Source organism: Paraburkholderia sp. DD10 (assembly GCF_049177125.1).
In the GTDB taxonomy this organism is placed as follows: Bacteria; Pseudomonadota; Gammaproteobacteria; order Burkholderiales; family Burkholderiaceae; genus Paraburkholderia; species Paraburkholderia terricola.
In genome coordinates this window covers 3186144-3210531 of record NZ_CP185392.1, presented here as the reverse complement: position 1 = coordinate 3210531, position 24388 = coordinate 3186144, and the positions used below count along the sequence as shown (strand labels likewise).

At 62.5% G+C, this 24388-nt stretch carries 21 protein-coding genes and 1 tRNA gene; 16 read left to right on the top strand and 6 right to left on the bottom strand.

The genetic code is table 11. The features are described 5' to 3' along the window. Window position 1: 1 nt before the first annotated feature. Window positions 2-919 carry a transcriptional regulator GcvA gene (locus tag ACOCG7_RS14585; RefSeq protein WP_073428624.1) on the top strand — a complete coding sequence of 306 codons (918 nt, stop codon included), beginning with the start codon at window positions 2-4 and terminating at the stop codon, window positions 917-919. Between the two features lie 55 nt (window positions 920-974). On the opposite strand, the gene ACOCG7_RS14580 is transcribed toward ACOCG7_RS14585, so the two are convergent. Continuing rightward, on the bottom strand, window positions 975-1718 hold the full coding sequence (locus tag ACOCG7_RS14580) for a TIGR00730 family Rossman fold protein (protein ID WP_073428625.1): 744 nt from the start codon (window positions 1716-1718) through the stop codon (window positions 975-977). Between the two features lies 1 nt (window position 1719). Here ACOCG7_RS14580 and polA point away from each other — a divergent pair, with 1 nt between their 5' ends. From polA to ACOCG7_RS14565, 3 genes are all read left to right on the top strand, one after another. Beyond that, on the top strand, window positions 1720-4461 hold the full coding sequence (gene polA / locus ACOCG7_RS14575; protein ID WP_421376078.1) for a DNA polymerase I: 2742 nt from the start codon (window positions 1720-1722) through the stop codon (window positions 4459-4461). A 188-nt stretch (window positions 4462-4649) separates the two neighbouring features. Continuing rightward, window positions 4650-5999 (top strand): NAD(P)/FAD-dependent oxidoreductase, encoded by a 1350-nt coding sequence (locus tag ACOCG7_RS14570; RefSeq protein WP_083081707.1) that lies wholly within the window; start codon window positions 4650-4652, stop codon window positions 5997-5999. 103 nt (window positions 6000-6102) lie between these two features. Continuing rightward, complete coding sequence (locus ACOCG7_RS14565; protein WP_073428628.1) at window positions 6103-6975, top strand: dienelactone hydrolase family protein; 873 nt, start codon at window positions 6103-6105, stop codon at window positions 6973-6975. Window positions 6976-7112: 137 nt separating this feature from the next. On the opposite strand, the gene ACOCG7_RS14560 is transcribed toward ACOCG7_RS14565, so the two are convergent. The 3 genes from ACOCG7_RS14560 to ACOCG7_RS14550 all read right to left on the bottom strand — a co-directional run bounded on the left by ACOCG7_RS14560 (window position 7113) and on the right by ACOCG7_RS14550 (window position 9550). Further along, window positions 7113-7982: a sulfurtransferase gene (locus ACOCG7_RS14560; RefSeq protein WP_083081703.1), complete on the bottom strand. Its 870-nt coding sequence runs from the start codon at window positions 7980-7982 to the stop codon at window positions 7113-7115. Window positions 7983-8154: 172 nt separating this feature from the next. Beyond that, a complete protein-coding gene (locus ACOCG7_RS14555) occupies window positions 8155-9261 on the bottom strand; it encodes an aromatic ring-hydroxylating oxygenase subunit alpha (RefSeq protein WP_114164118.1) in 1107 nt (368 codons plus the stop codon). Between the two features lie 88 nt (window positions 9262-9349). Continuing rightward, on the bottom strand, window positions 9350-9550 hold the full coding sequence (locus tag ACOCG7_RS14550; protein ID WP_143326527.1) for a hypothetical protein: 201 nt from the start codon (window positions 9548-9550) through the stop codon (window positions 9350-9352). Between ACOCG7_RS14550 and ACOCG7_RS14545 the strand changes: the two genes are divergently transcribed. The 4 genes from ACOCG7_RS14545 to folE2 all read left to right on the top strand — a co-directional run bounded on the left by ACOCG7_RS14545 (window position 9549) and on the right by folE2 (window position 13714). Continuing rightward, window positions 9549-9857: an exodeoxyribonuclease VII small subunit gene (locus ACOCG7_RS14545; RefSeq protein ID WP_073428631.1), complete on the top strand. Its 309-nt coding sequence runs from the start codon at window positions 9549-9551 to the stop codon at window positions 9855-9857. The genes ACOCG7_RS14550 and ACOCG7_RS14545 overlap by 2 nt on opposite strands. Further along, on the top strand, window positions 9854-10735 hold the full coding sequence (locus tag ACOCG7_RS14540; RefSeq protein WP_421376074.1) for a polyprenyl synthetase family protein: 882 nt from the start codon (window positions 9854-9856) through the stop codon (window positions 10733-10735). The genes ACOCG7_RS14545 and ACOCG7_RS14540 overlap by 4 nt, the downstream gene beginning before the upstream one ends. 85 nt (window positions 10736-10820) lie before the next feature. Beyond that, window positions 10821-12728, top strand: a complete 1908-nt coding sequence (gene dxs / locus ACOCG7_RS14535) for a 1-deoxy-D-xylulose-5-phosphate synthase (RefSeq protein WP_073428633.1) — start codon at window positions 10821-10823, stop codon at window positions 12726-12728. Window positions 12729-12907: 179 nt separating this feature from the next. Continuing rightward, entirely contained in the window at window positions 12908-13714 is an 807-nt protein-coding gene (gene folE2 / locus ACOCG7_RS14530) for a GTP cyclohydrolase FolE2 (RefSeq protein ID WP_114164692.1), read from the top strand. Window positions 13715-13804: 90 nt separating this feature from the next. Here folE2 and tsaD read toward each other — a convergent pair whose 3' ends face one another. Beyond that, window positions 13805-14833, bottom strand: a complete 1029-nt coding sequence (gene tsaD / locus ACOCG7_RS14525; protein ID WP_083081702.1) for a tRNA (adenosine(37)-N6)-threonylcarbamoyltransferase complex transferase subunit TsaD — start codon at window positions 14831-14833, stop codon at window positions 13805-13807. 112 nt (window positions 14834-14945) lie between these two features. Between tsaD and ACOCG7_RS14520 the strand changes: the two genes are divergently transcribed. From ACOCG7_RS14520 to dnaG, 4 genes are all read left to right on the top strand, one after another. Further along, window positions 14946-16163: an NAD(P)/FAD-dependent oxidoreductase gene (locus ACOCG7_RS14520; RefSeq protein WP_083081700.1), complete on the top strand. Its 1218-nt coding sequence runs from the start codon at window positions 14946-14948 to the stop codon at window positions 16161-16163. 68 nt (window positions 16164-16231) lie between these two features. After that, a complete protein-coding gene (gene rpsU / locus ACOCG7_RS14515) occupies window positions 16232-16444 on the top strand; it encodes a 30S ribosomal protein S21 (protein ID WP_073428636.1) in 213 nt (70 codons plus the stop codon). Between the two features lie 224 nt (window positions 16445-16668). Then, window positions 16669-17115 (top strand): GatB/YqeY domain-containing protein, encoded by a 447-nt coding sequence (locus ACOCG7_RS14510; protein WP_073428637.1) that lies wholly within the window; start codon window positions 16669-16671, stop codon window positions 17113-17115. Window positions 17116-17197: 82 nt separating this feature from the next. After that, complete coding sequence (dnaG, locus tag ACOCG7_RS14505; RefSeq protein WP_154874611.1) at window positions 17198-19072, top strand: DNA primase; 1875 nt, start codon at window positions 17198-17200, stop codon at window positions 19070-19072. Window positions 19073-19139: 67 nt separating this feature from the next. Here dnaG and ACOCG7_RS14500 read toward each other — a convergent pair whose 3' ends face one another. Then, entirely contained in the window at window positions 19140-19460 is a 321-nt protein-coding gene (locus ACOCG7_RS14500; RefSeq protein ID WP_421377686.1) for a hypothetical protein, read from the bottom strand. Here ACOCG7_RS14500 and rpoD point away from each other — a divergent pair. The 4 genes from rpoD (at window position 19375) to ACOCG7_RS14480 (ending at window position 23799) form a co-directional block, all read left to right on the top strand. Further along, entirely contained in the window at window positions 19375-21564 is a 2190-nt protein-coding gene (rpoD, locus tag ACOCG7_RS14495) for an RNA polymerase sigma factor RpoD (protein ID WP_310124054.1), read from the top strand. The genes ACOCG7_RS14500 and rpoD overlap by 86 nt on opposite strands. Before the next feature lie 153 nt (window positions 21565-21717). Then, window positions 21718-21805, top strand: a tRNA-Ile gene (locus ACOCG7_RS14490). A gap of 305 nt (window positions 21806-22110) precedes the next feature. Continuing rightward, window positions 22111-22293, top strand: a complete 183-nt coding sequence (locus ACOCG7_RS14485; RefSeq protein WP_421376070.1) for a hypothetical protein — start codon at window positions 22111-22113, stop codon at window positions 22291-22293. 408 nt (window positions 22294-22701) lie between these two features. Further along, on the top strand, window positions 22702-23799 hold the full coding sequence (locus ACOCG7_RS14480; RefSeq protein WP_073432981.1) for an IS5 family transposase: 1098 nt from the start codon (window positions 22702-22704) through the stop codon (window positions 23797-23799). Window positions 23800-24388: the final 589 nt, after the last annotated feature.

The window sequence follows — 24388 nt, the reverse complement described above, 5'->3', positions numbered from 1 at the left end:
CATGTCCCGTAATCTTCCTCCTTTTCCAGCGCTGCGTGCCTTTGAGGCCGCCGCGCGGCACGAAAGCTTCACCGCTGCCGCGAACGAACTGCATGTGACGCACGGTGCAATCAGCCGTCAGGTCGCGGCTTTCGAAACGTGGCTCGGCGTGCAAGTGTTCCAGCGTCGCGGCAAACGCGTGCGTCTAACCGAAGACGGCCGCCGTTATCTCGGCACCGTGCAGGCGGCGTTCGACAGCATCGCGCTCGCCACGGATCAATTGCGCGACACCGGCGTCGTTCATGTGCTGCGCGTGAATGCGTTGCCGACCTTCGCGATGAAATGGCTGCTGCCGCGTCTGCATCAGTTTCAGCGCAAGGTGCCGAATGTGGAGTTGAGGTTGTCGACCTCGAACGCGCCGGTGGAAACGCTGGACAGCTTCGACGTCGCCGTGCGGCGCGGGCCGGCTCATTGGGCGAACTGCGTGAGCGGGCATTTTCTCGGCGAAAGCGAGTTGCCGGTGTGCAGTCCCGCGCTGCTGCAGCGCCTGCCGATCAACACAGCCGACGACCTCGCCAAACACGTGCTGCTGCATTCCGACACGCGCCCCGACGCCTGGCGCCACTGGCTATCGGCAGCCGGCGTGACGGCGAAGTGCCGCAAGAAGCAGTCGTTCGATCACTTCTATCTTGCCTTGCAGGCGGCGGTGGACGGGCTCGGCGTGGCGCTCGGCCCGTTGCCGTTGCTGGCGGACGAACTTGCGTCGGGGCGGCTCGTCGTGCCGCTGGCCGCCCCGCGTATCGACGCACGCGGCTATTGGTGGGTGGCAAGGCGCGAGGTCGCGCATGCGCCGTTGGTGGCGCAATTCTGCGAGTGGCTGCAAGCGCAAGGCGACCAGACCGATGAAACGGAAACGGGCGGCCTGGAAGCCGCCCGCTAGCGCGCGTGCTGATTGGCTATTCAATTCGCGCGGTTGAGGCGCGAAAAGCAGGCCATCACAGATAGAACATCCGGTCTTCATCCGACTTGGCCGGATGCGGTTCGGCTTCTTCGCGGTCTTCGTAGAACTTCAGCACCGCCTCGAGCACCTGGTCCGGATCGTCGATCACCTGCATCAAGTCCATATCGGTCGGATTGATGAGGCCCATCGGCGTGAGCGAATTCTTGAACCACGCGAGCAGACCTTCCCAGAACTCGGCGCCCACCAGGATGATCGGCACGTGACGCGACTTCTTGGTTTGGATCAGCGTGAGCACTTCGGCGAGTTCGTCGAGTGTGCCGAAGCCGCCCGGCATCACGATCACCGCATCCGAATTCTTCACGAAGGTCACCTTGCGCGTGAAGAAATGGCGGAAGCGCAGCGAGATGTCTTGCCACTGATTGCCCGATTGCTCGTGCGGCAGTTCGATGTTCAGGCCGACCGACGGTGCCTTGCCTGCATGCGCGCCTTTATTGGCCGCTTCCATGATGCCGGGGCCGCCGCCGGAGATCACCGCGAAGCCCGCATCGGACAGCTTGCGCGCGATTTGCGTGGCCAGTTTGTAGTACGGCGAGTTCGGTTTCAGGCGCGCCGAACCATAGATGCTGACAGCCGGGCGAATCTCCGAGAGGTACTCGGTCGCCTCGATAAACTCTGCCATAATCGTGAACATCTGCCACGATGCGCGGGCCTTTTTTGCCGTTGCGCGCTCTTGATCTGCGAGTGATCGCAGACTCGGAATCACTTTTCTCTTAGTCATAATGCCTGAAGAACGAAGCCTTGAAGGTAAGACCCTGCTATTGGTCGACGGTTCGAGTTATCTGTACCGGGCCTACCATGCGATGCCTGATCTGCGCGGGCCCGAAGGTGGTCCGACGGGTGCGCTCTATGGAATGATCAACATGCTGCGGCGCATGCGCAAGGAAGTCACAGCAGAGTATAGCGCGTGCGTGTTCGACGCCAAGGGCAAAACGTTTCGCGACGACTGGTACGCCGACTATAAGGCGAATCGCGCGGCGATGCCGGACGATCTCTCGCGCCAGATCGAGCCGATTCACGTCGCCGTGCGCGCGCTCGGCTGGCCCTTGCTGATGATCGACGGCGTGGAGGCCGACGACGTGATCGGCACGCTCAGCACCGAGGCGGAAAAGCGCGGCATGAAGGTGATCGTGTCGACGGGTGACAAGGATCTGGCGCAGCTCGTGTCGGATCATGTCACCCTCATCAATACGATGACCAACGAAACGCTCGATCGCGCCGGCGTGCTCGCCAAGTTCGGCGTGCCGCCCGAGCGCATCGTCGACTACCTGTCGTTGATCGGCGATACCGTCGACAACGTGCCGGGTGTCGAGAAATGCGGGCCGAAAACCGCGCTCAAATGGCTCGCGCAATACGAGACGCTGGATGGCATCGTCGCACATGCGGACGAAATCAAAGGTGCGGTAGGAGACAATCTGCGGCGTGCGCTCGATTTTCTGCCAATGGCGAAGAAACTCGTCACCGTCGAGCGCAATTGCGATCTGACCGACCATATCGTATCGATCGAGGAAAGCCTGCAAAGCCAGCCGGAATCGCGCGCGGAGTTGCGCGAGGTATTCACGCGCCACGGCTTCAAGACCTGGCTGCGCGAAGTGGAAATCGCGGACGCGGTGGAAGGTCCGGAAACGGACGTGTCGCCGGCGCTAACCGTCGACCACGAACGCCACTATGAAGCCGTGCAGACGTGGGAGCAATTCGACGCGTGGCTCGAAAGGCTCAACGCGGCCGAGCTGACCTCGTTCGATACGGAAACCACCTCGCTCGATCCGATGACCGCTCAGATCGTCGGTCTGTCGTTCTCGGTGGAAGCCGGGCGTGCCGCTTATGTGCCGCTCGCGCATCGCGGCCCGGACGCGCCCGTGCAATTGCCGCGCGACGAAGTGCTCGGCAAGCTCAAGCCGTGGCTCGAAAGCGCTGAACACAAGAAGGTCGGCCAGCATGTGAAATACGACGAGCAGGTGCTGGCCAACTACGGCATCGAAATGCGCGGCATCGAACACGACACGCTGCTGCAATCGTACGTGCTGGAATCGCACCGCACGCACGACATGGACAGCCTCGCGCTGCGCCATCTCGGCGTCAAGACGATCAAATACGAAGAGGTGGCGGGCAAGGGCGCGCAGCAGATCGGTTTCGACGAAGTCGCGTTAGACAAGGCCGCCGAATACGCGGCCGAAGACGCCGACATCACCTTGCGTCTGCACCAGACCTTGTATCCGCAAGTGGCCGCCGAGAAAACGCTCGAGCACGTCTATCGCGACATCGAGGTGCCGACCTCGCGCGTGTTGCGCAAGATGGAGCGCACCGGCGTGTTGATCGACGCTGAAAAGCTGCGTCAGCAAAGCAGTGAAATCGCCACGCGGCTGATCCAGCTCGAAAGCGAAGCCTACGTGCTGGCCGGCGGTGAATTCAACCTCGGCTCGCCGAAGCAGATCGGTCAGATCTTTTTTGAAAAGCTCGAATTGCCGGTGGTCAAGAAGACCCCGAGCGGCGCGCCGTCCACCGACGAAGAGGTGCTGCAAAAACTCGCCGAAGACTATCCGCTGCCGAAGATCCTGCTTGAACACCGCGGTTTGTCGAAGCTGAAATCGACCTACACCGACAAGCTGCCGCGCATGGTCAACGCCACCACGGGCCGCGTGCACACGAATTACGCGCAGGCCGTCGCGGTCACGGGCCGGCTGGCGTCGAACGACCCGAATCTGCAGAACATCCCCGTGCGAACCGGCGAAGGCCGTCGGATTCGCGAGGCGTTCATCGCGCCGCCGGGCCACAAGCTCGTGTCCGCGGACTACTCGCAGATCGAGTTGCGCATCATGGCGCACATTTCCGGCGACGAATCGTTGCTGCGCGCGTTCTCGCAGGGTGAAGACATTCACCGCGCCACCGCCGCGGAAATTTTCAGCGTGACGCCGCTCGAAGTCTCGAACGATCAGCGGCGCGTGGCCAAGGTCATCAACTTCGGCCTGATCTACGGCATGAGCTCGTTCGGTCTCGCCTCGAATCTCGGCATTACGCGCGATGCGGCCAAGCTGTATATCGACCGCTATTTCGCACGGTATCCGGGCGTCGCGCGTTATATGGACGAAACGCGCGTGAGCGCGAAGGCCAGGGGCTACGTCGAGACCGTGTTCGGCCGCCGCCTGTGGTTGCCGGAGATCAACGGCGGCAACGGTCCGCGCCGCCAGGCCGCCGAGCGCGCCGCGATCAACGCGCCGATGCAAGGCACGGCTGCCGACCTCATCAAGCTGTCGATGATCGCGGTGCAGAAGTGGATCGAGGACTCGAAGATCGGCACGCGCATGATCATGCAGGTGCATGACGAATTGATTCTCGAAGTACCGGACGAAGAGTTGTCCGACGTGCGCAAGCGCTTGCCCGAGTTGATGTGCGGTGTCGCCGACCTGAAGGTGCCGCTGGTCGCCGAGGTGGGCGCCGGCCTGAACTGGGAAGAAGCGCATTGACAAGCCTGTGACGGCGCGCGCGATAGCGGTGGGTATCGGAGATACCGGGCGATATCGTCGTGCGCATGTCACACATCCGTATTGATGGCTTGTGACAAACCGTGCGGCTCGCGGACAATCGCTGAAAGACAGCGCGTTTCACGCGCGCCGTCGCGACGCATAACCCATCGGCAAACACGGAGAGTTCAATGCATCGTTTCATCGTCGTTGGCGGAGGCGCGGGGGGGCTGGAGTTGGCGACACGCCTGGGTGATCGCTATGCGCCCCACAAGAACAAGGGCGGCGTGCGGGCGCAGGTCACGCTCGTCGACCGCTATCCCACCCACATCTGGAAGCCGCTGCTGCATGAAGTCGCGGCCGGCAGCATGGACCCGTTCACGCAGGAGCTCGAATACGCGGCGCAGGCGCGCTGGCATGGTTTCGAGTTTCAGCAGGGCGACCTGACGGGACTCGACCGCGCGAACAAACGCATCACGCTCGGCACCGTGCTCGACGACGATGGCGCTGAGCTGCTGCCGGAACGCCAGCTCGAATACGACACGCTGATCATTGCGATTGGCAGCACCACGGCATTCTTCGGCGTGAAAGGCGCGCCCGAATTCTCCCTCGCGCTCGATACGGTCGGCCAGGCCGAGCGTTTCCGCAAGCGGCTGATCGCGGCATGCATGCGCGCCGAGCATCAGGTGCATGAACCCGTCGAATCGGGACCGGGCACCTCGCCATCCACGGAGCCGCGCATCCAGGTGGCGATCGTCGGCGGTGGCGCGACGGGCGTCGAACTATCGGCTGAACTGCGTAACACGGCGCAGGTGTTGTCCGCGTATGGCTTGCATAAGCTCGATCCGCGGCACGACGTCGGCATCGTGCTGATCGAGGCGGGACCGCGCATCTTGCCGGCCTTGCAGGAACGTGTCTCGACAGCCACGGCCGAACTGCTCACCAAGCTCGGCGTGAAGCTGATGACCGGCGAGACGGTGGCCGAGGTCGCGCCCGGCATCATCCGCACGGCCAGCGGCAAAACCGTGCGCGCCGATCTGACGGTGTGGGCGGCGGGCATCAAGGCGCCGCCGATTCTGAGCGAACTCGACGGCCTGCCGGTCAATCGGCTGGGCCAGCTGAACGTGCGCCGCACGCTGCAAACCGAAATCGACGACAACATCTTCGCGCTCGGCGATTGCGCCGCCTGCCCGTGGCCGGGCAATGAGCGCAACGTGCCGCCGCGCGCGCAGGCGGCGCACCAGCAGGCGAGCTTTCTGCTGAAGGCGCTGGCGGCGCGGCTCGACAATAAGCCGCTGCCGGAGTTCACGTACCGCGACTTCGGCTCGCTGGTGTCGCTCGGGCACTTCAGCGCGGTCGGCAATCTGATGGGCGGCGTGATCGGCGGCAATATGCTGATCGAGGGGCTGTTCGCGCGCTTCATGTACATGTCGCTGTACCGGCTGCACATCGCCGCCCTGCACGGCTATGCGCGGATGGTGCTCGATACCTTCGCGCACTGGCTGCGGCGCACCACGCTGCCGCGGGTCAAGCTGCACTGACGGCGCTCGGGAACGTTGCAGATGCAACAGGACGCGCGCGAGGCGTATCCTGTTGCCTCCAACGTTCAACCGACTCACACGAGTCAACCGCGAGGAGCGCCGCATGCTGAAACCCGATATCGACAGCCTGGTCCCGCACGTTCCCTTCAATCGACGCACCTTCATCAAGGCCGCGCTCGGCACCGGTTTTGCCGCGGCTGTGTTGCCGGTGTCGGCGCAAACCATCCATACCGATAGCGACGGCCTCGAAGCCGGCGAAGTGTCCGTGCGTTCGGGCGATACGATCGTGCCGGCGTATCGCGCTCAGCCGAAAGGCAAGACGCATTTGCCGGTGATCATCGTCGTGCACGAGATTTTCGGCGTCCATGAACATATCGCCGACGTGTGCCGGCGCTTCGCCAAGCAGGGTTATCTGGCGATCGCGCCGAATCTGTATGAGCGGCAGGGCGATCCCATGGTTTACAAAAGCATGCAGCAGCTCAACGAGCAACTCGTCAGCAAGGTGCCCGACGAGCAGGTGCTGGGCGATCTCGATGCGGCTGTCGCGTGGGCCGGCGAGCATGGCGGCGATCTGAATCGGGTTGGCGTGAACGGGTTCTGCTGGGGCGGGCGGATTGCGTGGCTGTACGCCGAGCACAACCCGAAGCTGAAGGCGGGCGTCGCCTGGTACGGCCGCGTGACGGGCGACAAGAGCGCGATGACGCCGGCTAATCCACTCGATCGCGTGGCGGACCTGCACGCGCCGGTGCTTGGCCTCTATGGGCGGCAGGATCAAAGCATCCCGCAAGACACGCTTGAGCAGATGAAGCAGGCGATCGCGCAAGGTCCGCAGGCGGGGCGCGGTTCACAATTCGTCGTCTATGACGACGCGGGTCACGCGTTTTTCGCGGATTACCGGCCGAGCTACAAGAAGGCCGATGCCGAAGACGGCTGGCGCCGGGCGCTCGCCTGGTTCAAACAGCATGGGGTGGGTTGAGGCTCAAGCTTGAGGCGTTTGGCCGAAGCGGGCGCCCGCGATGAACGTCGGGTCATTTTTGCCCTGCATGAATTGAAAAGGCCGTTGCTGCGTAAAAGCAGCAACGGCCTTTTGCCAACAACCGGCTCAGTTCACGTTCAAGGATTCGGCCCGGTGGCAACCGGCCGCTTCGGATCCGAACTCCATTCGCTCCACGATCCGGCATACAACGCCGCGCCGTGCAGACCGGCGACTTCCATCGCCAGCGCGTTCACGCATGCGGTCACACCCGAGCCGCATTGCAGGACCACATGTTCCGGCGGCGTGTCGGCGAGCAGCGCATGGAATTCCTCACGCAGCGTGTGGGCCGGCTTGAAGCGGCCGTCGGCGGTGAGGTTGTCCTTGAAGAAGCGGTTGAGCGCGCCGGGGATATGGCCGCCGACCGGATCCAGCGTTTCGTTCTCGCCGCGATAGCGATCGGGCGCGCGCGCGTCGACCACCACGCGTTCCTTCGAGCCGAGGTTGCGCTCGACCGTTTGCACGTCGACCGTGACCGACAGCGGCGCGCCGGCTTTGAAATCGCCGGTGTTCTGTGCCGGCGCGTCTTGCGTCAGCGGTTGGCCGGCGGCTTGCCAGGCTTGCAGCCCGCCGTCGAGCAGCGCGACCGCGTCATGTCCGAGCCAGCGTAGCAGCCACCAGGCACGGGCGGCGTACATGCCGCCTTGCGCGTCGTAGGCGACCACTTGCTGGCCTTGCTTCAGACCGCGCGATTCCAGTGTTTCGACCAGCCGCGCGCGATCCGGCAACGGATGACGCCCGTTCGTGCCGTTCTTCGGCCCCGACAGATCGCGATCCAGGTGCAGATAATGAGCACCCGGTAGATGTCCTGCGAGATAAGCCTTTTCGCCCGCTTCGGTGTCGGCCAGATCGAAACGGCAATCGACGACGAATACGCTGCCCGGCGCGGCGGCCAGCCGCTCCGCGAGATTGGCCGCGGAGATCAGAGTGGTGTAGTGAGTGTGGGGCATGACGTCGTCTCCTCGATACAGGCGATGGCGGCTGCTTCCGGCGGCTTGACGCCGTTGGCGGATGGCAGGGCTATGTTGTTAGTCTAAACAAAAAAAGACGGACCGAAGTCCGTCTTTCCATGCATTGCTGGTGCCCGCGCAAGAATCGGATCGAGCGTGGGGCGAGCACCGGTCAGATCGCGCCGAGCTCACGCCGTAAGAACTCGTGGAAGTGCTGCATGCCGTCTTCCATCGGGCTCTGATACGGGCCGACCTGCGATTCGCCGCGTTCCATCAGCGCGCGGCGGCCGGCGTCCATGCGCTCGGCGATTTCGTCATCTTCGCGGGCTGTTTCCATATAGGCGGCGCGCTCGGCTTCGACGAACTCGCGTTCGAACAGCGCGATTTCCTCAGGGTAATAGAACTCCACCACATTGGTGGTCTTCTGCGGACCGCGCGGAATCAGCCATGACACCACCAGCACGTGCGGATACCACTCGATCATGATGCCGGGGTAGTACACCATCCAGATCGCGCCGAATTCGGGCGGCTGTCCGCCGCGGAAGCGCAGCACTTCGTCGTGCCATTTGCGGTAGGTCGGGCTGCCCGGCTGTTCGAGCGACTTGTGCACGCCCACCGTTTGGACGCTGTACCAGTCGCCGAACTCCCACGTCAGGTCGTCGCAATTGACGAAGCTGCCGAGGCCCGGATGGAACGGCGCGACGTGGTAGTCCTCCAGATAGACCTCGATGAAGGTCTTCCAGTTGTAGTTGCACTCGTGTACTTCGACGTGATCGAACATGAAGCCCGAAAAGTCGAAATGTTGCCGCGTGCCGAGCCGCGCAAGATCGCGCGCGACGTCGCGCCCCTGCGCTTCGAACAGCAGGCCTTGCCAGTTTTGCAGCGGCGTGGCGCCGAGATTCAGGCAGGGGTTGTCCGCGAAATGAGGTGCGCCGAGAAGCTGGCCGTTCAGATCGTACGTCCAGCGATGCAGGGGGCAGACGATATTCTCCGTCTGGCCGCGGCCGTTGAGCATGATGGCCTGCCGGTGACGGCACACGTTCGACAGCAGCTCGACTTGCGACTGCTGGTTACGGACGAGTACACGCCCCTCGCTCTCGCTGGGCAAGGCAAAATAATTCCCCGCTTCCGGCACCATGAGTTCGTGCCCGATGTAGCGTGGACCTTTCTTGAAAAGGGTGTCGATTTCGCGCGTTAGAAGCGCTTCGTCAAAGTAAGCCGTGACTGGCAGCTGGCTGTGAACAGACCGCAACTGCAATGCATTGCTCAGATTGGACATTCCCACTCCCGATGAAGACGTGAAAGCAGTGAACAACCCAACCATCGAAGATTCGATTTAGGGAGCCCGCAATTATACCCGTTTCCCCTTATGTGGGGCGCTTAAGTGCCTGATTTGGGTCAAAAATGTCAAGGAAGTTCGCGCTTTTCGCCGCAGACCGATCGTTTTTTTTCTGCGAGACTGCAAGGGCGGCGCGTTGGGCGCAGGCGGGACGCAGGGTGGCGAGCGGATCGGAAATTGCGCTTTTGCCGTAGAATGTCCGACTTGTTTTAATTTTGCGATTATTCATGGCGAAGACCGCGTCGAACGATCCTGCTGCCGCGCCTGCCGAGGGCGTCGACACCACGCCGCTGCCTGGGAATTACGAGGCTGCGCAGGCCGAACTGGAAGGGCTTGTCGCGCGCATGGAAGGCGGCAATCTCAGCCTCGAGGAATCGCTCGCCGCTTATCGGCGCGGCGCGGCGCTGGTGGCGTTTTGCCAGCAGCAGCTCGAAAAGGTCGAGCAGCAGGTGCGCGTGCTCGACGGCGAGACGCTCAAGCCGCTGCCTATGAATAACGCAGGCACAGCCGCTGCTGAAAGCGGGGACGACCTATGACATTCGAACAATGGACCCGCTCGGTGCTCGAGCGCGTCGAAACGGCACTGGAACACTACCTGCCCACCGAGGCAACCGAGCCCGCCAGGCTGCACGAAGCGATGCGTTATGCGGTGCTGGGCGGCGGCAAGCGGGTTCGTCCGCTGCTGTGCCACGCGGCGGGCGAACTGACCGGCGCGCGCGCCGAGTGCCTCGGCGCGGCGGCGGCGGCGCTGGAAATGATCCATGTGTACTCGCTCGTGCATGACGACATGCCCTGCATGGACGACGACGCATTGCGTCGCGGCAAGCCCACGGTACACGTCAAATATGACGAAGCAACGGCATTGCTGGTCGGCGACGCACTGCAATCGCAGGCTTTCGTTGCGCTGACATCGGACGTTCTGCCGCCCGCGCAGCAGGCATCGCTCGTGCGCGAACTGGCGTTGGCGAGCGGCTCGATCGGCATGTGCGGCGGTCAGGCGATCGACCTCGCAAGCGTCGGTCATACGCTCACGCGCGCGCAACTGGAAACCATGCACCGGATGAAGACCGGCGCGCTGCTGCGCGCCTCGGTGCGCATGGGCGCGCTCGCCGGCGAAACGCCGGGCGCCGAGGCGATGCGTTCGCTCGATGCCTATGCAGCCGCCGTGGGCCTCGCGTTCCAGGTCGTCGACGACATTCTCGACGTGACGACCGATTCCGCGACGCTCGGCAAGACCGCAGGTAAAGACGCGAAGGACGGCAAGCCGACCTACGTGTCGATTATTGGCCTCGACGCGTCGCGATCGCTCGCAGCACAGCTGCGCAGCGACGCCCATGCTGCCCTCGCGCCGTTTGGCGCGCGCGCACGGCGTCTTGCCGAATTGGCCGACCTGGTGGTGAACCGGGTTAGCTGAGCGCGAAAGCCCGCCGCCGCGCACCTTTGCTACGGGGTGCATGTATGAAGTGCGGGCGCGTAAGTTTTCCTACAATGGAACGACGATGTACGACTTGCTGAAAACCATCGACGACCCGGCAGCCCTGCGCCGCCTCGATCGCCGCCAATTGCAACCGCTTGCAGACGAGTTGCGCGCCTTTGTGCTCGACAGCGTATCGCAGACGGGCGGCCATCTTTCGTCCAACCTCGGCACGGTCGAGTTGACCATTGCTCTGCACTACGTGTTCGATACGCCGCATGACCGCATCGTGTGGGACGTCGGCCATCAAACGTATCCGCACAAGATCCTGACGGGCCGCCGCGACCAGATGCACACGCTGCGCCAGTTGGGCGGCATCTCGGGCTTCCCGAAGCGCGACGAGTCGGCATACGACACCTTCGGCACCGCTCACTCCAGCACCTCGATCTCGGCCGCGCTCGGCATGGCGATCGCGAGCAAGCTGCAAGGCGACAACCGCATGGGCATCGCCGTGATCGGCGATGGCGCGATGACGGCCGGCATGGCCTTCGAGGCGATGAACAACGCCGGCGTCGAAGACGACGTGCCGCTGCTCGTCATCCTCAACGACAACGATATGTCGATCTCGCCGCCGGTCGGCGCGCTGAATCGCCATCTGGCGCGTCTGATGTCGGGCCGCTTCTATGCGGCCGCGCGTGCGGGCGTGGAGCGCGTGCTGCGCGTCGCGCCGCCCATGCTCGATCTTGCTCGCAAGCTCGAGGAGCACGCGAAGGGCATGATCGTGCCGGCCACGCTGTTCGAGGAGTTCGGCTTCAACTACATCGGCCCGATCGACGGTCACGACCTCGATTCGCTGATCCCCACGCTGCAGAACATCAAGGAATTGCGCGGTCCGCAATTCCTGCACGTCGTCACGAAGAAGGGCCAAGGCTACAAGCTGGCCGAAGCCGATCCCGTGCTGTACCACGGCCCGGGCAAGTTCAATCCGGCTGAGGGCATCAAGCCCGCCACCACGCCGTCGAAGAAAACCTACACGCAGGTGTTCGGCGAATGGCTGTGCGACGCGGCCGAACTGGACGCGCGCGTGATCGGCATCACGCCGGCCATGCGTGAAGGCTCCGGCATGGTCGAGTTCGAGAAGCGCTTCCCGGACCGCTACTTCGACGTCGGTATCGCCGAACAGCACGCGGTGACGTTCGCCGGCGGCCTGGCCGCGGACGGCATGAAGCCGGTGGTCGCGATCTACTCGACCTTCCTGCAACGCGCTTACGACCAGCTGATCCACGACGTCGCGCTGCAGAACCTGCCGGTGGTCTTCGCGATCGACCGCGCGGGTCTCGTCGGCGCGGACGGCGCCACGCACGCGGGCGCTTACGATCTCGCGTTCCTGCGCTGCATCCCGAACATGACGGTGATGGCCGCATCCGACGAAAACGAATGCCGGCAGATGCTGTACACGGCACTCCAGCAGCCGAACCCGACGGCGGTGCGCTATCCGCGCGGCGCCGGCACGGGTGTGGCGACCATCAAGCAGATGGCCGCCCTGCCACTCGGCAAGGGCGAGATTCGTCGCGAGACGTCGCAGCCGGCCGGCAAGCGCATTGCGATTCTGGCGTTCGGCACGATGGTGGCGCCGTCGCTTGCCGCCGCCGAACAACTCGACGCCACGGTCGCGAACATGCGCTTCGTGAAGCCGTTGGACGCCGACCTGGTCCGTGAACTGGCCGACACGCACGACGCTATCGTCACGGTCGAGGAAGGCTGCGTGATGGGCGGGGCGGGCTCGGCTTGCGTCGAAGCCCTGCTCGCGAGTGGGGTTATGCGGCCCGTACTACAATTGGGCCTCCCGGATCGCTTCATCGATCATGGGGATCCGGCCAAGCTGCTGGCGGCGTGCGGTCTTGACGGCGCGGGCATCGCCAGGTCGATTCGCGAGCGCTTTCTTTCCAGCGGCGCGATGGCCGGTCAATCATCGGTGAAGCGGGTCGCTTAGCCTGGTTGAGTCGCTGGTTGCGTCGCTCGTCCGTCCTGCGGTGCGCTATGCCGCGGCGATAGCGGCCCAAGCAATCTCCAACTTGAATCGATGGGCCATCGGGCCCATCACCCAACGCCGGCAGGAGCCGGCGTTCGCCATTGCGCGTCGAGATCCGCATGGCATGTGAGGACAAAAAGATGAATCAGATGAATCCCGCCTTCGTGATGCCCGATGTGCAAAGCACGCCCGATACCCGTCAGATTCCCATTCAGCGGGTCGGCGTCAAGGCGGTGCGTCATCCGCTGACGGTGCGTACGCAAGACGGCGAGGTACAGCCGACGGTCGGTATGTGGAATCTCGATGTGCATCTGCCGGCCGATCAGAAGGGCACGCATATGTCGCGTTTCGTGGCGCTGCTCGAAGAGAACAAGGCGCCGCTCGAGGCGGCCACGTTCCGCACCATGCTTGCCGCGATGCTCGAAAAGCTCGAAGCCGAGGCGGGCCGCATCGAGGTGTCGTTTCCTTACTTCGTGAACAAGACCGCGCCGGTCTCCGGCGTGCAAAGCCTGCTCGACTACGAAGTCACGTTGACGGGCGAGATTCGTAATGGCGCGACGCGTCTGTTCATCAAGGTATTGGTGCCGGTCACGAGCCTGTGCCCGTGCTCGAAGAAGATCTCGCAGTACGGCGCGCATAACCAGCGCTCGCACGTCACGATCAACGCCGAACTGGCGGGCGAGGTGGCGGTGGAAGACCTGATCCGTATCGCGGAGGAAGAGGCGTCGTGCGAATTGTGGGGCTTGCTCAAGCGTCCGGACGAGAAGTTCGTCACCGAGCGTGCGTATGAAAACCCGAAGTTCGTTGAAGACCTGGTGCGCGACGTCGCGCAGCGTCTGAATGCCGATGAGCGGATCGTCGCGTATGTGCTCGAAGCGGAGAACTTCGAGTCGATTCACAATCACAGCGCGTATGCGGTGATCGAGCGGGATAAGCGCGTGCCTTGATGCACGAGTTCGGCTAGCCGCTCGCCGGATTCAACGAAAAGCCGCTGTCAGAAGCGGCTTTTTTAATGGTGTCGCGGTTTTGCCGCGGCATTAGCGCGCCAAGGAAGTCAGGTCCCAACGCGGCTTGACGGTGAACGCGTAGTCTTTTCCCGATTGATCGGGCCAGCGTTGCAGCCTCAGTGCGCCGGCGAGCGCGATCATCGCGCCGTTGTCCGTGCACAGCGACAAGTCCGGGTAGTGCACATAGAAATTGCGCTTCTTCGCGGCAGCGGAAAGCGCCTCGCGCAACTGCCGGTTCGCGCCCACGCCGCCCGCCACGACCAGCCGGTTGAGCCTGGTCCGCTTGAGCGCGGCCAGCGACTTGGACGCCAGCACCTCGACCGCCGCGTCGACGAAAGCGCGCGCCAGGTCGGCCTTCGCCTGCTCGCAGATGTTCGCGCCGCCAAGTTTTTTTGCGTGCGTAAGCACGGCGGTCTTCAGGCCGCTAAAGCTGAAATCGAGGTCGCCGGAATGCAGCATCGGGCGCGGCAGGACCACGGCGCCGGGCGTGCCGAACTCCGCCATGCGCGAGACTTCCGGGCCGCCCGGATAACCGAGACCAAGCAGCTTGGCGGTTTTGTCGAAGGCTTCGCCGGCGGCGTCGTCGAGCGTTTCGCCGAGCGTTTCGTAGACGCCCACGTCCGTCACGCGCATCAACTGCGTATGACCGCCGGACACCAGCAGCGCGACGAACGGAAACGGCGGCGGTTCATCCACCAGCAGCGGCGACAGCAAGTGCCCTTCAAGATGGTGAATGCCGATGGTCGGCTTGTCCCATGCCATCGCCAGCGAATTGGCGATGCTCGCGCCCACCAGCAGCGCGCCCGCGAGGCCGGGGCCCTGGGTATAAGCGATCGCGTCGATGTCGCCACGCGCCGCGCCCGCACGCTCCATCACCTCTTCGAGCAGGGGCAGCGCGCGCCGGATATGGTCGCGCGACGCCAGTTCCGGCACCACGCCGCCGTACTCCCGATGCATCGCGATCTGCGAATGCAGCGCGTGCGCGAGCAGGCCGCGCTCCGTGTCGTAGAGCGCGAGACCGGTTTCGTCGCAGGAGCTTTCGATGCCGAGAACGAGCATGGTGAGGTGAACCTGAAAGGACGCGCGGCAGGCGTCCGCAAGTGAAAAAGCAAGCCTGAAAGTATAGCAGCGCGGGCAGGCGGCCGCGGACGCGCAGGTACAATGCGGCCCCATGGAATCCTTCGATATCGCAGTGATCGGCGCGGGCGCGGCCGGGATGATGTGCGCGGCCGTGGCCGGGCAACTCGGCCGCCGCGTGGTGCTGATCGACCACTCGCAGCGTCTCGCGGAAAAAATCCGGATCTCCGGCGGCGGCCGCTGCAACTTCACGAATCTGTATGCCGGGCCGGCCAATTATCTGTCGGCGAATCCGCATTTTTGCCGCTCGGCACTGGCGCGCTACACGCCGCGCGACTTCATGGCGCTGCTCAAGCGCCATCACGTGACATGGCATGAGAAGCACAAGGGGCAACTGTTCTGCGACCAGACGAGTGACGCCGTCATCAATGTGCTGAAGAACGAGTGCGACGCGGGCGGCATTGCATGGCGCGCCCCGCTGTCGGTCGAACAGGTGCGGCAGGATGCCGAAGGACGGTTCACGCTGGACACGCACTCGGGTCCGATCATGGCGCGCGCCCTCGTGATCGCGACCGGCGGTTTGTCGATTCCGAAGATCGGCGCCACCGATTTCGCCTACCGTCTCGCCAAGCAATTCGGCCACAAACTGATCGACACGCGCCCAGCACTGGTTCCGCTGACCTTCGCGCCCGCCGACTGGGAGCCGTTCGCGGCGCTTTCCGGGGTGTCGCTGGAAGTGCGGCTGGCGACCGGCGATAAAAAGACCGGCGCCGAATTCAACGAAGACCTGCTGTTGACGCACCGCGGCCTGTCCGGCCCCGGCGTTCTGCAAATCTCGAGCTACTGGCAGCCCGGCGAGCCGATTCACATCGACCTGCTGCCGGAGCAGCAGGCCGTGACGGCATTGCTCGAAGCGAAAACCGGCACGAAGCGTCAGATTGCGAATCTGTTGTCGGACTGGGTGCCGCAGCGGCTCGCTCATGTGTGGCTGGAGACCCACCAGATACCCGCCGAAGCGCGCGTCGCCGACTTGCCCGACAAGACCCTGCGCCGCATCGGCGAGGCTTTGTCGCGCTGGACGCTCACCCCGAACGGCACCGAAGGCTACCGCAAGGCCGAAGTGACGCGCGGCGGCGTCGACACGCGCGACCTGTCGTCGTCGACGATGATGAGCGCCCGCGCGCCCGGTCTGTACTTCATCGGCGAAGCGGTGGACGTGACCGGCTGGCTCGGCGGCTACAACTTTCAATGGGCGTGGGCGTCGGGCGTGGCGGCCGGCCAGGCGGCCGCGGAGTACGTCCGCGGGGCTTGACGGCGCCATGGCTTTATGAGAAAGCTCTGCTATACTCCTGAACCTTTACAAAGTTCCGTTATTGAAAAATGACGACCATCCGCGTAAAAGACAACGAGCCGTTTGAAGTTGCCATGCGCCGTTTCAAGCGCACCATGGAGAAAGCCGGCTTGTTGACGGAACTTCGCGCCCGCGAGTTTTACGAAAAGCCTACGGCTGAGCGCAAGCGCAAGAAGGCGGCTGCGGTGAAGCGTCATTTCAAGCGTCTGCGGAGCCAGATGCTGCCAAGGAAGTTCTACTGATTCTGGCGTTGCCGCGGTTCCTGTCGAACGGAGCGGCGACATCCAACGGTGAAGGCGCAACTGGCGCCATCACGGAAAACACGGCCCTTCGGGCCAGCCGGCAGGGTCGCATCCACTACGCACATTGCGCCAACCCGCTTGAGGAAGCAGTCCCAAGCGGGTATCTGTGTTGATGCAATTGGCGGCGCGGCCGGTTTTTCAATTCCAACGCATTCAGGTGAGTGATGAGTCTCAAAGACCAGATCAACGACGATATGAAGGCCGCCATGCGGGCGCGCGAGACCGAGCGTCTCGGCACGATCCGTCTGCTGCTGGCCGCGATCAAGCAGCGTGAAGTCGATGAGCGCGTCACGCTCGACGACGCTGCCATCACCGCTGTCATCGACAAGATGATCAAGCAGCGCAAGGACTCGATCAGCCAGTTCGAAGCGGCCGGCCGCACGGATCTCGCCGACAAGGAAAAGGCCGAACTGGCCATCCTGTCCGCTTACATGCCGGAGCAGATGTCCGAGGCGGAGATCGTCGCCGAAGTCCAGGCCGCCGTCGCGCAAACCGGCGCGGCCGGCCCGCAGGACATGGGCAAGGTCATGGGCGTGCTCAAGCCGAAACTCGCCGGCCGTGCCGACATGACCGCCGTCTCGGCGCAAGTCAAAGCCGCGCTCGCGAAGTAATTCCCTATTTCCAGTCCGCGCCTGCCGCCGCTCGGCGGCTCGGCTCGCGCGGCCTCGAGCTTTTCAGGCAGCGTCATTTACTGTGATTCCACCGTCATTCCTGCAGGACCTGCTGAACCGCGTCGATATCGTCGACGTGGTCGGCCGGTATGTGCAGTTGAAAAAGGGCGGCGCGAACTTCATGGGGCTGTGCCCGTTTCACAACGAGAAGAGCCCTTCGTTTACCGTTAGCCCGACCAAGCAGTTCTATCACTGCTTCGGCTGCGGCGCGCATGGTACGGCCATTGGTTTCCTGATGGAGCATGTGGGCTCGTCGTTTCCCGAGGCGGTCAACGAACTCGCGCAGTCGGTGGGTCTGACCGTGCCGAATGAGCCTTCGCCGGGGTATGGCGGCGGCGGTGGGGGTTCCGGCGGTTATGCGCCGGCGGCGTCAAAGGCGGTGACCACGGCGCTCTCCGAGGTCATGCAGACCGCCTGCGACTTTTACCGCAAGCAATTGCGCGGCGCGCCGGTCGCCATCCAGTATCTGAAGAAGCGCGGCCTGACGGGCGAGATCGCGGCCCGCTTCGGGCTCGGCTACGCGCCGGACGGCTGGCAGAACCTCGAAGCCGCTTTCCCGAACTACCGTGACGACGCGCTGGTCGAGTCCGGCCTTGTAATCGTCAGCGAAAAGTCCGACGCACAGGGTCAGAACCGTCGATACGACCGCTTTCGCGAACGGATCATGTTCCCGATACGCAATGTGAAGGGGCAGGTGATCGGCTTCGGCGGCCGCGTGCTGGACGGTGGCGAGCCGAAATATTTGAATTCCCCGGAAACGCCTCTATTTAACAAGGGCAGCGAGCTGTACGGGCTATTCGAGGCGCGCCTGGCAATTCGCGAGCAGCATTACGTGCTCGTGGTTGAAGGTTATATGGACGTGGTTGCGCTGGCCCAGCTAGGGTTCCAGAACGCGGTCGCCACGCTCGGCACGGCTTGCACGCCGATTCATGTCCAGAAACTGATGCGCCAGACCGACACGGTCATCTTCAGTTTCGACGGCGATTCGGCGGGACGGCGCGCGGCGCGCCGTGCGCTCGATGCCTGTCTGCCGCATGCGGCGGACAACCGGACGATCCGGTTCCTTTTTTTACCGTCCGAGCACGATCCGGACAGCTACGTGCGTGAATTCGGCACCGAGGCGTTCGCCGAGCAGGTCGAGCGCGCCATGCCGCTCTCGCAGTTCATGCTGAACGAAGTACTGACAGGCAAGGAACTGGACCAGCCGGAAGGCCGCGCCCGCGCGCTATTCGACGCCAAGCCCCTGCTGCAGGCGCTGCCGGCCAACGCGTTGCGCGCCCAGATCATGCATATGTTCGCCGACCGGCTGGACGTGCCGTTCGACGAAGTGGCGGCGCTGTGCGAGGTCGATTCACGCATCGCGGCGGCGGCCCGTTCGGCCCCGGCACGCAAGGACCGGCGCAGCGTGACCGGGATCGAAGAGAAAACGCTGCGCAATCTGGTGATGTACCCGCGCACGGTGGCGGTGCTCGACGAAGAGTCGGAACAGGCGCTTCTGAGCGTCACCCGGCACGGAGAGCTGTTCGAGGAAGTGACGACGCATGCACGCGCGCTGGGCGATTCGGCGGAATTTCAATTGTTGTCGGATCTGTTGCGCAACGGCGCAAACGCCCCAACTTTCGAGGAAATCTTTCGCAAAATTCTAGACTATGATGAAAACGTCCGGGATTTGCTGCTGAAGGACCCGGAAGATGCGACCGTCATCGAGGAACGGCGCGAGCAGGAACGGATCGTTGGCGAAGAACTGAAGGCGGCGATTCTGAAGATGCGTTACGACGCTTACTGCGATCGTCTCGAGCAGCTTTCGCGGCAATCCCGGCATACGCCGGAGGAGTTCGCGGAACTCTCGGAGCTGAATCGGAAGCGGGCTGACATGAAGCGTCAGCTTGGGTTGTAGGCGGAACGCCGGAAACCTGGGTGGTATAATTAAAGGTTTCCAGCGGTTTGTTTTTCAAAGGGTTTTCCTAGCAAAGGCGAAAAGGCGATGCGATGGCAAAGACTTCAGACGGGACCACGGGCGGAAAGAAAGCGGCAGGCACGCGCTCCAGGGAGCGGACCGGAAAGGTCACCGAAGCCAAGTTAGCTTCTTCCGCCAAGAAGGCGTCTGCCGTCAGCGTTGCGCCGGCTGCGGGGAAGAAATCCTCGACCACTTCAGCTGCGCGAGCGGAGCCGGTCAGGGCGGCGAAAGCTGTATCACCCGTGGCCAGGCGGCCGGGTGTCAGAAGCGCAAGGGAAGCGGCTGCCGCGAAGGACGATGCGGTAGTGCGCGAGACTCCAGTATCCACGGTTCAACCGGCTGTTGTCCACCAGCCGCGAGTCGAGACTACAGCCGGTACGGCGAACTCCATGACGAAAAAGCTGAATGAAGTACCCGTCGATGACGACGCAACCCAGAGCGAAGAAACCCCTGCAGCCGTTCCCGGCAAGGTGGAAAAGGTCAAGGCTCGCGATCGCCGTGCCAAGGAAAAAGCGCTGCTGAAAGACGCGTTCGCGTCGTCGCAGCCCGGCACGGTCGAGGAAATCGAGGAGCGCCGCTCCAAACTGCGCGCGCTGATCAAGCTCGGCAAGGAGCGTGGTTTCCTGACCTACGCTGAAATCAACGATCACCTCCCGGACAACTTCACGGAAACCGAGGCGATCGAAGGCATCATCAGCACGTTCAACGACATGGGCGTGGCGGTGTACGAGCAGGCGCCGGACGCTGAAACGCTGCTGCTGAACGACAACGCGCCGGCAGCTTCGTCGGACGACGAAGTGGAAGAGGAAGCGGAAGTCGCGCTTTCCACCGTCGACTCGGAATTCGGCCGCACCACCGACCCGGTCCGCATGTATATGCGTGAAATGGGTACGGTCGAACTGCTTACGCGTGAAGGCGAAATCGAAATCGCCAAGCGGATCGAAGACGGCCTGAAGCACATGGTCATGGCGATCTCCGCGTGTCCGACCACGATCGCCGACATTCTGGCGATGGCTGAACGCGTCGCGAACGAGGAAATCCGTATCGACGAACTGGTCGACGGTCTGATCGACGCCAACGCGGAAGATGCGGACGGCTTCTCCGCGCAAGAGGCCGAGGCGATCGAGAGCGAGGACGAGGAAGTCGAGGAAGAAGCCGAAGAGGACGAGGAAGAAGACGACGGCACGGCGCAAGCCACGGCCAACGCGGCGCAGATGGAAGCGCTCAGGCGTGCGTCGCTCGAAAAATTCGCCCTCATCAGCGAATGGTTCGACAAGATGCGCCGCGCGTTCGAGAAGGAAGGCTACAAGTCCAAGTCTTACCTGAAGGCGCAGGAAACGATCCAGAACGAACTGATGACGATCCGCTTCACCGCGCGTACCGTCGAGCGTCTGTGCGACACGCTGCGCGCGCAGGTGGACGAAGTGCGTCAGGTCGAGCGTCAGATTCTGCATACGGTGGTCGACAAGTGCGGCATGCCGCGCGCCGAGTTCATCGCACGCTTCCCCGGCAGCGAAACGGATCTCGAATGGGCCGACAAGATCGTTGCCGAAGGTCACGCGTACAGCGCGATCCTCACGCGTAACATTCCGGCGATCCGCGAACAGCAGCAACGTCTGCTGGATTTGCAAGCACGCGTGGTGCTGCCGCTGAAGGACCTGAAAGAAACCAACCGTCAGATGGCGGCGGGCGAGTTGAAGGCGCGGCAGGCGAAGCGCGAGATGACCGAGGCGAACTTGCGTCTCGTGATCTCGATCGCGAAGAAGTACACGAACCGTGGTTTGCAATTCCTCGACCTGATTCAGGAAGGCAACATCGGTCTGATGAAGGCGGTGGACAAGTTCGAATATCGCCGCGGCTACAAGTTCTCCACGTACGCAACGTGGTGGATTCGCCAGGCCATCACGCGTTCGATTGCGGACCAGGCGCGTACGATCCGGATTCCGGTTCACATGATCGAAACGATCAACAAGATGAACCGCATTTCGCGTCAGATTTTGCAGGAAACCGGTCTCGAGCCGGATCCGGCAACGCTGGCGGAAAAGATGGAAATGCCGGAAGACAAGATCCGCAAGATCATGAAGATCGCGAAAGAGCCGATCTCGATGGAAACGCCGATCGGCGACGACGACGATTCGCATCTGGGCGACTTCATCGAGGATACGAACACGGTCGCGCCGGCGGATGCGGCGTTGCACGCCAGCATGCGCGACGTCGTGAAAGACGTGCTCGACTCGCTGACGCCGCGCGAAGCGAAAGTGCTGCGCATGCGTTTCGGTATCGAAATGAGCACCGATCACACGCTCGAGGAAGTCGGCAAGCAGTTCGACGTGACGCGTGAACGGATCCGTCAGATCGAGGCAAAGGCGCTGCGCAAGCTGCGTCATCCGAGCCGCTCGGACAAGCTGAAGTCGTTCCTCGAAGGGAATTGACCGAAGCGCGCGACGTGCGGCTGGCGATCTAGCGCTGTGAAGGGGCTGTTGCGGTTGTTTCGCGCCGGCGAAGCGGTTGCGCAGACCCCTTTTTCGTGTAGTATGTCGGCCAATCAGCGAATAGGCCCGGCCTTGAGACCGGGTCTTTTTCTTGGGCCGGACGCCGTGCTGGTTGCAGGCAGCGGACTCATAATCCGCCTCCGAAAGGACATCGTCGGTTCGACTCCGACCCGGCCCACCAAGGATGTAAAAGAAGGGTTCCGAGATTTCGGAGCCCTTTTTTATCGCATGAAGCCGGCTATCAAGCGCGGCAATATGCCACTTCTATTGCGGTGTTAATCGAGTTGAGCAATTTGCTTCGGTTATTTAGAAGGCGGTCTTTATCCGTCGTCTTCTCACCGACACCGCGAATTGCCGCTGATTTGATTCCCGACTGCGTCGTCCTACTGCCCGCTCAAGATTCTTCGCAACCGCTGCCCGGTTCCGGGAATATTCGTTGCGCGTTGAATGGCGGAAGGCATTCCCATCCAGGAGGACGTTCCCGTCATGCAAACCGATCCCACCATTGATCCCATCGCCGATCCCGCCGGCCAGCCGCTCGATGAGCCAGATGAGCAACCGCGTCCGTCGCCAGACAGACCGGACACGCAGCCGGAAACCGATCCGCTCGCACCAGGCAGTTCGCCCGAAGACGAAGAGACGCTTGGCCGATCGCGAGACCGGCCATAAGGCTGGCCAGCCTGAAAGTAGGGAAACTCCGTGTAAAAAAGGGTACGGCAGCGCCGTTAAGTAAATCAGGAAGGCTGTTAGATGTTTGCCGTCCGCTCTCAGCACGGGTTTTGTCACGCGGCGGCCGGCGCCGCAATTCACCTCCGGGCAACGCCCGTGCTGAAGGCTTCCCTCTTTCAGCGCATTGGCTTTTTCCAAGCAAAGTGATGGCCGCTTTAGCTCAGGAATGCGTGACCGCCTAAAACGGCGGTTCTTATCCGCGCCGCCCCACGTGCGGCGGCGACCGCCACCGGGGCCCGGTCCACAGGCTGCCGAGCGGCTAACAGGCTGCTGAAGTATCGGCGGTAATGTCATCGCTGAAGGCCCCTGAAGCGTTGATGGAAGACCCCCACTTGCCCCTTGGAGATCATGCGCGGCGCCGACACATTCACCGAGAGTTTGTTTTCCATGCGCAAGCTGGACGACTTCGTTCCGAAGTCGCATCCGTTGCGTTCGATCCGGGTGATGGCGAACGAAGCACTGGTGAAGATGGATCGGTTGTTTGCCGGGATGTACGAGGCCGACCTCAAGGGTGGGCGGCCGAGCATCGCGCCGGAGAAGTTGCTGCGAGCCATGCTGATCCAGGTGCTCTACAGCATCCGCTCGGAGCGCCAATTGATGGATCAGGTGCAATACAACCTGCTGTTTCGCTGGTTCATCGGCCTGGCGATGGATGACGAGGTTTGGGTACCGACGGTCTTCACGAAGAACCGCGAACGCCTGATCAAGCATGATGCGGTGATCGAATTCTTCAACGAAGTGGTGGCGATCGCTGAGAAGAAGTGCCTGCTCTCGGGAGAGCACTTCAGCGTGGACGGCACGCTGATCCAGGCGTGGGCGGGGCACAAGAGCTTCGTGCCCAAGGACAGTGACGATCAGGACAGCGACGGCGGCAACGCAGGCGACTTTAAAGGCGAGAAGCGCAGCAACGAGACGCATGAGTCCCGGACCGATCCCGATGCACGGCTCTATCGCAAAGGCAATACGGCCAGCGAATTGCGTTACATGGGCCACACGCTGACCGACAATCGACATGGTCTGGTGGTCAACGCGTGCGTGACGCGCGCTGACGGGCACGCCGAGCGCGAAGCGGCCAAGGTCATGATCAACGACGCGCGGCAAGCGGCAGAAGATGCGAGCGCAGAAATCACGCTGGGCGCAGACAAGGGTTACGACGCACAGGAATTCATCGAGGCGTGCCAGCAGATGAAGGTCACACCGCACGTTGCGCAAAACACCTCGGGGCGGCGTTCATCCGTGCCCGATACCATTGCCTCGAGCGTGGGCTACGCCATTTCGCAGCAAAAGCGCAAGTTGATCGAACAAGGCTTCGGGTGGGCCAAGACCGTGGGGCGCATGCGCCAGGTGGTGGTGCGCGGGTTGAAGAAAGTGGACCAGATGTTCGTGTTGAACATGGCTGCCTACAACCTCGTGCGCATGCGCTCACTGACACAAGTCCGTCTGTAGCAGCGAAAAACGCGGCAATGAAGCCAGAAATTGGCCTCAAACTGCCGAACAAGCGTGGAATTCACGTTGAAATTGCACAATGCGATAAACCTTGTGGCGAGAGCCGCGTAAGTGCAGAAAGGCTGCTTCTGTCGGACTGTATTTCAGCAGCCTGCTAAGATCAAATTGTCGGTCTTAGAAGAAGAGCCGGAATTCAATCAAAAAATGATTGCAAGGCAATCCACGGCGATAAGATCGCGCCCTTTCTTTATCCAGAGATGGGCGACTGTCTTAAATCTATTAAGTTCCAAAGTTTCTAAAATAAATTTATGCCGCATTCGAACGGCAGAGCAATTGGCGATGTTCTTTAGCGAATCAAACTTCTTACTTCGGCCCGATTAAGTCTGGAGTGTTAAAACGCTGTTGCAGACGCACAACTTTTATATTGATTGGTTGCGGATAATTTACGTCTCAGGCAGACGCGAGACATGTTGTGTCTTGCGCTAAATGGCTGAAATACAAGGACTATTACTTATTGCGGGCTGATTGTTGCTGATTCGGAAAAATCATGTTGTGCGAATTGCAGGCGTCGATACCAGGGTGTCCACCT